The sequence below is a fragment of the Nostoc sp. PA-18-2419 genome (assembly GCF_005869855.1).
Lineage (GTDB): Bacteria > Cyanobacteriota > Cyanobacteriia > Cyanobacteriales > Nostocaceae > Nostoc.
This window is the reverse complement of record NZ_SZNH01000004.1, coordinates 255623-267849: the sequence shown is the minus strand read 5'-3', so window position 1 is coordinate 267849 and position 12227 is coordinate 255623. Positions and strand designations below refer to the sequence as shown.

Sequence of the window (12227 nt, the reverse complement as noted above, 5' to 3'; positions counted from 1 at the left end):
AGTTGTGCAATCGATGGTAAGTCACCTCTACAGCATTTTTAGCCATCTGAAAGAGGTTTTTTCTCTCGCTTTCTCCTAATAATCCCCCTATATAGTATCTAAACTCTCTTTTTTGAGCTTTATTGCCATCGCTTATTTGAAGAAATAACGTTAAAAAGCTTACAGCCAGTGCTTGGGATAAGTCCTATCTTGTGCCAGATTATTAAAAACCACAGCACAAAGCACCAAAATAATAGAACCCTCTAAAGCAGGTGTTAACAGAAATTGCCAAGAAGCTTTTGTCATCATTACGACTAAGGCAACTGCTCCTGAAGGTGGGTGTACAGTTCCAGTAAGCTGCATCATCCCGATGGCTGTTGCTACTGCCATTCCCATTGTCCAAGGTGAAGAACCGAAAAGATGTAGAACAATTAGGCTGACTAAGGTAGCTACGAGATTACCACCAATCACATTACGGGGTTGAGCCAAAGGACTATCTGGTACACCAAATATCAATACACTAGTAGCACCAAATGGAGCCATAAGTAAAGGAGAATTTGTTTTCACAGACAGGTAAGCCGTTGCTGCTATTGCGAAAAAACTACCAAGCCAACTCCAAAAAATATGTCTGTGATGAGGTTTCTCTATAGGACATGTTAAAGGACATGACCGCCAGGTTCCGCTGATCTTAAACCAGTAATTCTTCCATTTCAAGTGAAGGTTTTTGTAATTCAATAATCTTAAATAGGGATAATTAGTTAGTTTTTTTGGTAAATTTCCTTTCATAAACTCTACAATAATAAATAAGCAGTAACTAAAAAAATGATTTGTAAAAATTTGCTGTAGCTGCTTATAAATATAGGAATAAACAAATACAAGCTATTTGAAGTTCGTTATCAAAAATAGTATCTCAAATCCAAATTCGCTGCTCCACTAAAGATAACAACGCACATAGCACTACTTTTCTAAACTGTAGATAAGGCATCGACTAGATTATTCAAGATTTTAAGAGCAAGATTTACATACACCTATTAATGCAAATTAACAAGTTTAATAGAATATTGCTTAATGTCATGATTCTTTAACATTGTACCATTAAAGTATCTTTAAAATTTTTTAGTAAAGCGTATATTGAATATAAAAAACTTTCAAATATATAATATTTACTTATAAACTTCCTAGATTAGTTCCATATAAAGATATCGTTACTAACTCAACAAAGATGCTAGCAGAGTTAACGGGACTTAAACAAAAATTATGCCGAAATGAAACCCAAACTGGTGATATTCGCAGCAAACAGGTCACGATGAACGGGTCAGCCAGTCTAAAAATCGACTCATAGATAGCTGTTCAAAAAGCGTTATTACCTTCAATAAAAGTGTTCAAATCTTTGTTTGCCCATCTTCGTCTTAACCCCCCAGTCAGCTGATGCCAAAGAATAAAAGTATAAGCACAGAACACCAAGATAAAACGCCTCATTAGACTTTTTTTTATCTCGCACTTGATATTCTTTCAAGCCTAACCACCCTTGGCCTCTCGATAAAAAACCTAAGAGTTATTCTCCCCCTGCTTCCTCATCTCCATTATCTCGCCCACGCCCCATTCCCTTTTTAAACCACCAGGTATTCTCAACTTGGCATAATCGCCGCCTAATTGAACCTGTGATGGTGGCTGGTGTAGGACTACACAGCATCTTTGAACTGCGGCTTGGTACTCTCGCCATTGCTTACGAATTGCTCTACTAGTAGCATCATCACCCAAGTCTGAGAATTTTAGCCCTGACCGAATTAGCCAAGATTCTACGTCTGTTGTTTCGCCAATTATTTCTGGAATGGGATTAATCTCGTTCATCAGTAATTTATAATACCAGCATATAAAATCTATAATTTCACTCTAAGAGAAACTATCAATAATAGCCAGTACTATTTTTTTTCATAATCATAAATAAAAATGATTAAAAAAATCATCGCATCTGAGTACAGAAACTCAGATGCGAGAGAATGAATCGCGATCGCAGATGGCAGATATCATTGCTAAGAAACTCCGAATCAGCCGTTGCGATTCCTAGAAGCGATAACCCAATCCTGCTTGGAAGCTTACAGCATCAGCATCACTATTTCTATAAGCGTCAATGCCCCATTTCGTATCACCATAGGCGATGACATTTTTGCTAACTTCTGATTCAACACCAAGGGTGACTACAGGTGCATTCCGATTGCCCAATGGGCTATTTTGACCTTCGTCAGTGATAAAAGAATAACCACCACCGAGGTAAACGTTAGTGTTTCTAGCAATGGGCGCATCGTAAGTGACTATAGGCATAATGGCAGCAGCATCACCACCATATAATACAGAACCCCGCACAGAAAGAGGTGTTTTCGGCACGGCGTAGCGTCCTTGAATATTCCCACCAAATTGTGCATTATCGTTTCCTTGTCCGCCACTGGTTGCACCAGCAGCAATACCAGCACCGATATAGTTACCGTTAGTACCTGCTGTTTGAGCAGAGGCAATACCACCCGAAAGAATAATAGAAGTTACAGCGAGGAAAGAGGCAGCTAATTTTGTCAGTTTCATAGAATTCTTCTCACTAGAGTTAGGTAATATCAATGTTCTCTAGTACCAGAATCTCTTTTTTTAGAAAATCTAACCTCCCACACTCGGTTCACCTTACTGGCTGAATTGTTTTTCACCCAATAAGGTGATATGACTATTCAATTTACAATTCAATAGAAATACAGATTGGGGTGACTATTTTTTCAAAAAGCGCTGACGTAGACGAACCGCAAAATTATTTACTTCTGGTATTTTCATCCATGAGGCGATCGCTGCAAACACAGCTATTCCCAAAAAGCCAGATATAGACAATTGCAATAGCAGAATCAGTAAACCTGTTTTACCTAATAATTGTTGGGAAACAACCAAAGTTTCATGGCTGGCTACACCTGCTACCAGACTAGCAACAATTAAACCGAGAATCGGCATACTCCACTCACGCCAAGGTAAACCATTAAGTTTGCGATCAAGTAACCACAACAGCATCAACATGGAGCTGCAATTTACACTCACTGTTGCTAAAACTAAACCAGGAGCGCCAAAGGGTTTAACGAAAAACCAATCTAATACAATATTGAGAAAGATATTAATACTACTGATGCGAAAAGGTGTCTGCCCATCGCCCAAAGCATAAAACACCCGCACCAAAACATCACGTCCCAAATAAGCAAACATCCCAATACCGTAAGCGACTAGTAACGATGACACTAGTTGTGTGGCTTCTGGCTTGAAAGCACCCCGCTCATATACTACCTGGACAATGGGTACAGATAGCGCCACCATCAGCGCTCCTAGCGGTAGCATGGTGAAGGCAGTAAGTAGCAGTCCTTGGCGAATGCGTAATTTTAGCTCCTGCCAATTTTCTGGGTCAGCGAGTTTGGCAAATATCGGCAATAAGGGCAATAAAATGATATTAGAAATAATTCCTAAGGGAGTTTGTACTAATAGATTGGCATAATTAAATCCTGCTGCTGCACCAGGGATGGGACTAGCAAAATAAAGGTCGGTGGCAACATTAATTGGCATCATTCCAGAAGAAATTGTCGCTGGAGTCATGATTTTAATTACTTCTTGGACGCCAGGAGATTTAAAATCAAACCGCAGGCGTAATGTGCCTAGTCCTAACCGCCATTGAACAATTAACTGCACCAACCACTGGAGAATTGCTCCTGCTAAGGTTCCCCAAGCTAAGACCATACCACCAATGAAAGCATAATCCGGCTTAATAATATCTTTGCCCAGTTGCATAGCCAAGATACCAAGACCGCCAACGACGGTAATACTCGATAATAAGGGACTAATGGAGAGTAACCAATATTGATTGGCTGTATTGAGAGTACCGAAACCAATGCCAATTAATCCGGAAAATAAAGCCATTGGCGCCATAATTTGCAGCTGTTGAATTGCGATCGCTCTGGTTGTTGCATCCAAGCCATGACCCACTAAATCGACAATCTCATCTGCCAAGAAAATTTGAGCAAATGTTACCAGAAATAGAAATCCACCTACTAGCGTTGTTACTGTTTCTACTAGGGGAGCAGCTTCTTGTTGCTTACGCTTGGCTAAAACGCTGACAAGCGCGCTGTGTAATGGGCCGTTTACGCCACCTAGTAATATCAATAGAAAGCCAGGAATAATATAAGCGTAGCTGTAGGCAGTCGCAGCTGCACCAACACCAAAAGCAGCAGCGATCGCTTGCTGCCTAATTAAACCAAACACTTTACTAATTAATGTAGCAATGGCAACAATGCCAGCAATTCCAGCGAAAGAACGAGAGGGTTTTTGGTCTTGTTGTGTCACGAAGAATACCTAAATACTCTTGCAGAGTACATATTTGAAAACATTTAACTTAAATTTTAGGGTCTGTCAGGCAAATTTAGATAAGTCAGTCATTAGTGTAATCGCAATTAGGGAACTCCAAGAAATAAAAACAACCAATGACCCAGAACTAAAGTTTTCATTCATACTTCTTTCCTCCAGCAAGAACTGCCCTCTGCCTTGTCTGATAAAAAATTACTCATTAAATGATAAAAATACTTATGCGTAAGTTTTTTAGCAATTCAACATCGTCTGTTTATTTCTGCCAACCTGTACTATAAGGTATTGACATGATCGTGCAAAATTACAAGAATATTTCATCACACAGACAGTGATCACTGCCCATCTAGATACCTCTGTGTGCATTTAAAAACATTAATATTTGATGCCAATCTCTACTTTGACATCCAATTAAATTAGCGAACAATCAACAATTAAGCTGTTATGCATTTAAATTGTACTCTAACTAGTGAGCGCTGTCATTTGAGTTTACAAAGGATTAATGACAATCTTCACCACATTAGCCCGTCGTAGTTTACTTTAGAGATTTCAACCCTTAACTCAAATCCAACCGTGATAGAAGTGGAAAACCGTACAGAAGTCTGAGAACTGATTATTAACAAGTTGTGAAGATAGGTCAAGAAAGGGGAACTATAACAATAGGCATCTTCTTTAAAAGAATTGAATACTTCAAGAATAAGTTTGTCATACTTACAAGCTTGACGTTGTTCAACTGGACGAAGTTTGGCATCATAAATTTTTGTAGAAATATTTTTAAAATCAATAGCAATGGAACTCAATTCAAGTTTCACAGAAAATCAACTTTTATTGTCAAGCGCTCAACTTCAAGAGCAACTAGAGAAACAAAAGGCTCTAGCGAGTGTAATTGTACGAATTCGAGAGTCTCTTGAGTTAAATACGATTTTTCAAACTACAGTTACACAAGTGCGTCAGTTGCTCAATGCTGACCGAGTAGGAGTCTTCCAATTCGATCCTCAAAAAGACTGGGAAGGAGAATTCATTTCTGAGGATGTTGCACCTGGCTGGACTTCAGCAATGGAAGTAAAAGTTTACGACCACTGCTTTGGAGAACAATTTGCTAGTAGTTATCAACAAGGACAGGTGCAAACAGTTGCTGATATTTATCAGGTGGGAGTAAGTGATTGTTATAGAGAAATTTTGGATAAATTTCAAATCCGTGCCAACCTCGTTGTCCCTCTATTACGAGAGAAGAAACTGTGGGGATTACTTTGTATCCATCAATGCAGTGAGGCGCGGAACTGGAAAGAATCAGAAATTGAATTTATTCGCCAAATTGCTGACCATTTAACAGTTGCGATTCAACAAGTCAAGCATCTTCAGGAAGTCGAATTACAAGCTGCAAAATTAGCTCAAGCAGCCCAGCGCGACCAAGTAATTGCTCAGCTTGTGGATACAATTCGTTCACCTCTGGATATTGACATTATCTTTAAAACAACAACTCTAGAAATTCGCAAACTACTGCAAGCCGACCGAGTTGCAATTTTTCGTTTTAATGCTGATTGGAGTGGTAACTTTGTAGCTGAATCATTTGCTGAAGGGTGGACTGCCTTAGTTAGTATTCAGCCTGCGATCGCTGATACTTATTTGCAACAAACTCAAGGGGGACGTTATCTAAAAAATGAGACATTTACAGTCAATGACATTTATCAAGCAGGATTAACAGATTGCCACATCAATCTGTTAGAGCAATTTCAAACAAAAGCCTTTGCAACTGCCCCAATTCTCCAAGGAGACAAACTCTGGGGAGTGATTGCTGCCTACCAAAATGCCTCATCCAGACAATGGCAATCTTATGAAGTCGAATCATTGACCAAAATCGGTACACAAATTGGTGTCATATTGCGACATCACGAGTTGTTAGCACAAGCTCGGTATCAAGCAGAACAACAAAAAACATTAACCAGCGTGATTACTCGTATCCGGAAGTCTCTGGATTTGGATACAATTTTTCAAACTTCTGTCACCGAAGTTAGGCAAATGCTACAAACAGACCGAGTGGCAGTTTTTTGTTTCGATCCTCAAAAAGACTGGGAAGGAGAATTTATTTCTGAAGATGTTGTAACTGGATGGGACTCAGTAATCACTGCAAAAGTCTACGATCACTGTTTTGGGGAACAGTTTGCTATTAATTATCAACAAAACCGAGTGCAAGCAGTAGCAGATATTTACGACGCGGGATTAAGTGAATGTCATGCGGCGATTCTCGGCAAATTTCAAGTACGGGCTAATCTGGTGGTTCCCTTGTTGAAGCAAGGGAAATTATGGGGATTATTTTGTGTTCATCAATGCAGCAATCCTCGAACTTGGCAATCTTCGGAAATTGAATTTGTCAGCCAAATTGCGGAAAATTTAGGGGTTGCTTTACAACATAACAAACTTTTACATGAAGCTCGATATCAAGCAGAGCAACAAAAAATATTAACTAGTGTTATTGCTCGAATTCGGGAATCTTTAGATTTAGATACAATCTTTCAAACTTCTGTTACCGAAATGCGGCAACTGCTGAAAGCTGACCGAGTAGGCGTGTTCCGCTTTCATCCTCAAAATGATTGGCAAGGAGAATTTGTTTATGAAGATGTAGCTGCTGGTTGGACTTCGGCAATAGCAGAAAAAGTTTATGACGACTGCTTTGGTGAATATTTTGCACCGCTTTACGCCCAAGGTCGAGTAAATGCGATCGCTGACATTTATCAAGAAAATTTTCAAGGTTGTTATGTACAAATTTTAAAAGCATTTCAAGTGCGTGCCAATCTGGTCGCTCCACTATTGAAAAAAGGAGAGCTTTGGGGATTGTTATGTATTCACCAATGCAACGCTCCTCGTCATTGGCAACAGTCAGAAATTGAATTTGCAACTCAAATCGCCGAGCAATTGGGAGTGGCATTGAAACAAGATTCTTATTTCAAACAAGTTCAAATGCAAGCTGTGCAGTTAGCAGAAGCTACCGAACGAGAAAAAGCAATGGAACGACAAGAATTATTGGCTGCTACTATTGACAAAATACGTCAATCCCTCGATATTCAAACTATTTTTAAAACTACTACTCAAGCTGTGCGAGAGCTACTAGAAGTTGAGCGAGTTGCAATCTACCGCTTTAACTCTGATTGGAGCGGTAAATTTGTGGCAGATTCTTTCAAAGATGGTCGCAAACCTGTTGTACAAACTCAACCATTGATTATAGAAACCTTTGAAGATACAGATGATGATAACGAACTTCCGCGTAACGAAACTTTCGTTCCCATTCGTCAAGGTGAAAAATTATGGGGATTGTTAGTTGCTTATCAAAATTCCCAACCGCGCTATTGGAAAGAAGAGGAAATTAATCTTCTGGCTCAAGTAGGAGTGCAATTAGGAATTGCAATTCAACAAGCAGAATTACTTGAACAAACCAAACGTCAAACTTCAGAGCTTACTCAAGCCCTGCAAGAATTAAAACAAACTCAAAGCCGATTAATTCAGGGTGAAAAAATGGCTGGTTTGGGACAGCTCTTAGCCGGAGTTGCTCATGAAATTAATAACCCAGTTAGTTTTCTTTTTGGTAATCTCACACATTTAAAAGAATATACTCAAGAACTGCTAGATGTAGTAAAACTTTATCGGCAAATTCCAGAAGTACAAAATAAAATTGAAATACCTGATTTAGATTTTATTATCGAAGATTTACCTAAAACAGTTGATTCTATGCAGGTTGGAGCAGAGCGAATTCATGAAATTGTTCTATCACTGCGAAACTTTTCTCGTACTGATGAGGCGGAATTGAGAGCAGTAGATGTTCATGAAGGATTAAATAGTACTTTGCTAATTTTGGGGCATCGGTTGAAAAATACTAGCGATCGCCCAGCTATTGAAGTGATTAAAGAATATAATATTATACCTTTGGTAGAATGCTATCCCGCACAACTAAATCAGGTATTTATGAATCTCTTGAGTAACAGTGTTGATGCATTAGAGGAAAAATTCAAAACTATCCAGCAAAAGTATTTAGAATCAACAGAAAAATGCCCCCGGATTCCCTTGAGTATCTGGATTATTACCCAAATTGTTAATAATCAAGTTGTAATTAAAATAGCTGATAATGGTTTAGGTATTCCAGAGGAAGTGCGATCGCACATTTTCGACCCCTTCTTCACCACCAAAGCACCAGGTAAGGGTACAGGCTTAGGATTGTCTATCAGCTATCAAATCGTGGTTGAAAAACATCATGGCGAAATTAAATGTTTGTCCAAACCAGGAGAAGGTACAGAGTTTTTAATTAAAATTCCTACAGATAATTAAGCGTGTTGTTTTAACGTGAGTCTTTAACGCAGCTTATTTGTCCTCTAGCAGAAATTGACCTTACATCAGGCTCACTAACAACAAATAATTAGATTGAGCTACTTATCATGTCCAGTAAAAGACTTAGGGACTTCCAATTAAAAAAATATTCCATCCCTGCGGGACGCTACGCGAACGCCTTGAGGGCAGGGGAGCAGGGGGAGAGAAAGTCGTTTTGATGGGTATGAAATTGGATAATTTATTTTCTGGAAGTCCCTTATCATTTGGGCTGAGGCAAACAGAAGTCGGAGCGCCGACTTGTGGTGAGCCGAACTTCTCCTTTAAAGACACTGCGCGAACAGACGACGCACGGAGATTTTAATCACAAGTGATTAATTTGACATGATATGAGCTATTGCTAAACTCTTAATACAAACTTATCTCACTGAAAATGCTTCGCTGAATCGTCGCGTTACTGGCTCAGTAATGAAGGTAAGAATTGATTTTTTCCGAGTAACAATTTCACCTGTAGCAGCCATCCCTGGTGTAAATTCCACTTCTTGACCCCGGACGTTGACTGAGTGTTTACTTAACTTAATTCTTGTGGGAAAAACTAAGCCTAATTCTTTATCAACAATTGCATTTGGACTGACTTGCATGACTTCGCCATCGACAGTACCAAATTCTTGGAAGGGGAAAGTTGCCATTTTCACTTTCGCTCTCATTCCTTGACGAATAAACCCAATGTCACGGTTAAGGATTTTTACCTCTAGGAGCATTTCTTCTCCTTCCGGCAAAATTGATAGCAATTCTTCACCTGGTTGCACTGGGCCCTTGGTAGCTTTGACTCTGTAAATCGTACCACTAACGGGAGCGTCGATAGTTTCCAAAGCTTGCTGCTTTCTCGCCTGCTCTAATTGACCTTGAACAGTTGTCAATTCTTCTTTACGCTTGTTTAATTGGGTCAAAATTTCACTTTGGCGTTCTGATGCTACACGCTGGGCTTGATTTTGTGCAGCTTTGTAAGCTTCTTGGGCTTGGCGAATTTCTTGGGCTTGAGCAGCAATATCTTTTTCTAATGATGTAACTTTATCTTCAGCCTCAGTGATTCTATTTTCGGCATTAGTCACATCGTCTTGTGCTTTGGTGATGTCTGTCTTGGTACGAGTTAATCTTTCTTGGGCTTCTAAGTAATCAACTCTCGGTACAGCGCCGGGAGTGATTAGGGTGCGTAGGCTTTTTTCTCTTTCTTGGGCGATCGCCAAATTACTTTCAATTTTAGTACGGATACTCTGGGCGTTAGCAAGGTTGGTTTTAGCATTAGTAACGCCAGTTTTAGCAGCCACTGAGTTGTCTTTCAACCGAGTCAACCGAACTTTAGCTTGATCGATGAGTGCTTGTTGGCGATTTGCTTCGGCTTCGGCAGCTGCTTGACGCGCTTGGAAATCTTGCAGACGGGAGCTTAAAAGTTCATCTTGCAGTTTCGTACCAGCAATTTTGCTTCCAGTGCGTTCTGCATCCAAACGTTGCAAATCGTCCTGAATTAATCTAGTAGATTTGGCTAAACGCGAAACATCAGTGATCTGCAAATCTGGATCTTTTTGAACCAGAACTTGACCTTTAGTAACGCGATCGCCTTCTTGGACTTTGACGGCGACAATCGAGCCTCCACCCAAGGATGTCACTGGTCTTACCTGTGTAGAAGCAATTAATTCCCCTGGTGCTGTTGCTACTTCATCGATTTGCGAGAAATGCGCCCAAGCGATCGCTCCAAATACGATAACGCTAATCGTTCCCGCTAATAATCTCGTATACAAAGGTGGTAATTCCTGTACCGCCTTTCCTAATTCATAGGTAAGTTGTTCCTCTGGTTGGGCGAATCGCTCTTTTGTCTGACGTGCTTGAGCAGCATTTACAGTTAGGGGAGATCTCATAGAATTTTAGATTTTAGATTGGGGATTGGGTACTGGGGATTGGGTATTGGGTATTGGGGATTAAGAGTTAAAAGAATTATTTCCTAGTCCCCAGTCCCTAGTCCCTACTCCCCATTCAAACTGCCAGATAGCGCCGCAAAAAATTTTCTAATGTCTCCAACTTGAAGTTAAAAATTGCTTCTAAATTGGTAATTTCATCTTTTGTACAGAAAAATTCATTTGCTAGCAATGTCCGAAAGGTTCCCAAAGCTTTTTGCATTCGGGGATTAAATAAACCCAATGCACCTTGTAACCCATCAATTACAAATAGTGGTGAATTAATTATTACTGGTTCTTTGGCAAAAATACGACCAAAAATCCGCGGAATATCTTCTCTTAATAAAATCTCCGGCCCTCCTACTGGTAAAATCTGGTTGCGAGCGCCTTCAAATGTTACAGAATCCACTATTATCCTTGCCAAATCATCCGTACTAATAATTGAGGTACGATTTTTGCGATCGCCAATCAGCAGATACAATCCAGTTTCCCGAAATCGTTCGACCAGTGGCAGTAAATTAGATGCTAATCCAGCTGGACGTAAAATTGTGTAATTCAAGCCACTAGCTTCTAAATATCGCTCTACTGCTAGTTTAGCTTTGAAAACGGGAGCGTCTTCATAACCGCGATCGGCTCCTAGTACGGAAATAAACACAAAATGCTCTACGTCATTAGCTTTTGCTTGGTCAATCAGTTCAATGTTGGCACGGTAATCTAAAGATAAAGCATCGCTATCAGAACCGTGGGCACTGATAATATACTTCACACCTTGACTAGCTTTTTGAATATCTTTTTCTTGCTCCAAATCACCGATGAAGATTTCTGCACCCCGGTGTTCTAATTCGCTGTAGCGCGAGGTAAGACGAGCAAATGCCCTCACAGACTGCTCTCGTTGACGTAGGAGTCGCACAACTCTGCGACCAATTCCTCCTGTTGCTCCAGTTACTAGAAACATATGAATACCTAAATTAAATATTTACAGCGTTTACACTTCTCGAAATGCTCAATATATGCCCAAAACTTTATCAATAATTAAACATAAAATACGAGCATTTTTTTATACTTGGTAACCATGCTCAAGATATCCTCACGCCAACTAAGCTAATAGGTCACACCTTATTTATCTTAATACTCCAAAAACCAAAAGCTGATAGCAGAATCTAGGAGTCAGAATTGGGAAGTAAAACAAGCTTGACGCTAGGGTTTGAGACTTAAAATTATCTATTTCACTTTCCTTGAAATCCACTGTAAATTCCCGACTTTTCAAACAAGTCGGGAATCTTGTTGTTCGTTTTAATAGCTTAACAGTCAATAGCTTGTTCAAGGGACATCTTAGCCTTATGCAAGTTCAGCAAGTTCTCTTGTTCATATCGCTCAGGATAGTTCATTTTCCTACCCTCCAAAGTTATCCGAGTCAGTGCTGCTTGCTCATCTGTGGGAGAATTCATCTCCTCAATAGCCGAACTGATGACCTGGATAGCATTAAAGTTAGGAGATTTTAACCCTTTTCCTTGCTTCATTTGTTGCAGCGCTTTTAAATCAGAGAGGGAAGAACCTTTAAGTGAGCGTCTTAACTTACGTGTCACAAAAACTATGAAGGAAGAACTA

General features: G+C 39.7%; 8 protein-coding genes and 1 pseudogene. 1 reads left to right on the top strand and 8 read right to left on the bottom strand.

Going from position 1 to position 12227, the window contains the following annotated elements; genetic code table 11:
- Positions 1-159: 159 nt before the first annotated feature.
- From FCR06_RS33390 to murJ, 5 genes and pseudogenes are all read right to left on the bottom strand, one after another.
- The gene (locus FCR06_RS33390; protein ID WP_223280051.1) at positions 160-546 is read right to left on the bottom strand and encodes an HPP family protein; all 387 of its coding nucleotides are present in this window, start codon (positions 544-546) and stop codon (positions 160-162) included.
- A gap of 688 nt (positions 547-1234) precedes the next feature.
- Positions 1235-1527: pseudogene (locus FCR06_RS06695) on the bottom strand (IS701 family transposase); the annotation flags it as partial.
- On the bottom strand, positions 1528-1830 hold the full coding sequence (locus FCR06_RS06690) for a hypothetical protein (protein ID WP_223280050.1): 303 nt from the start codon (positions 1828-1830) through the stop codon (positions 1528-1530). It abuts the pseudogene before it with no gap.
- A 213-nt stretch (positions 1831-2043) separates the two neighbouring features.
- A complete protein-coding gene (locus tag FCR06_RS06685) occupies positions 2044-2556 on the bottom strand; it encodes an outer membrane beta-barrel protein (protein WP_138498054.1) in 513 nt (170 codons plus the stop codon).
- A 174-nt stretch (positions 2557-2730) separates the two neighbouring features.
- Entirely contained in the window at positions 2731-4335 is a 1605-nt protein-coding gene (gene murJ / locus FCR06_RS06680; RefSeq protein WP_138498053.1) for a murein biosynthesis integral membrane protein MurJ, read from the bottom strand.
- Positions 4336-5142: 807 nt separating this feature from the next.
- Here murJ and FCR06_RS06675 point away from each other — a divergent pair.
- Positions 5143-8670, top strand: coding sequence for a GAF domain-containing protein (locus tag FCR06_RS06675; RefSeq protein ID WP_138498052.1), 3528 nt, complete (start codon positions 5143-5145; stop codon positions 8668-8670).
- Between the two features lie 416 nt (positions 8671-9086).
- Here FCR06_RS06675 and FCR06_RS06670 read toward each other — a convergent pair whose 3' ends face one another.
- The 3 genes from FCR06_RS06670 to FCR06_RS06660 all read right to left on the bottom strand — a co-directional run bounded on the left by FCR06_RS06670 (position 9087) and on the right by FCR06_RS06660 (position 12205).
- Entirely contained in the window at positions 9087-10583 is a 1497-nt protein-coding gene (locus FCR06_RS06670; protein WP_138498051.1) for an HlyD family efflux transporter periplasmic adaptor subunit, read from the bottom strand.
- A 115-nt stretch (positions 10584-10698) separates the two neighbouring features.
- Positions 10699-11574: an SDR family oxidoreductase gene (locus FCR06_RS06665; RefSeq protein WP_138498050.1), complete on the bottom strand. Its 876-nt coding sequence runs from the start codon at positions 11572-11574 to the stop codon at positions 10699-10701.
- A gap of 346 nt (positions 11575-11920) precedes the next feature.
- A complete protein-coding gene (locus FCR06_RS06660; RefSeq protein WP_189523340.1) occupies positions 11921-12205 on the bottom strand; it encodes a hypothetical protein in 285 nt (94 codons plus the stop codon).
- Positions 12206-12227 lie beyond the last annotated feature (22 nt).

What these genes read in the sequence shown, in the direction of transcription:
- FCR06_RS06670 (WP_138498051.1), bottom strand. Translation starts at nt 10,583, where the DNA reads ATGAGATCTCCCCTAACTGTAAATGCTGCTCAAGCACGTCAGACAAAA.
- FCR06_RS06685 (WP_138498054.1), bottom strand. Translation starts at nt 2,556, where the DNA reads ATGAAACTGACAAAATTAGCTGCCTCTTTCCTCGCTGTAACTTCTATT.
- FCR06_RS06665 (WP_138498050.1), bottom strand. Translation starts at nt 11,574, where the DNA reads ATGTTTCTAGTAACTGGAGCAACAGGAGGAATTGGTCGCAGAGTTGTG.
- FCR06_RS06675 (WP_138498052.1), top strand. Translation starts at nt 5,143, where the DNA reads ATGGAACTCAATTCAAGTTTCACAGAAAATCAACTTTTATTGTCAAGC.
- FCR06_RS06690 (WP_223280050.1), bottom strand. Translation starts at nt 1,830, where the DNA reads ATGAACGAGATTAATCCCATTCCAGAAATAATTGGCGAAACAACAGAC.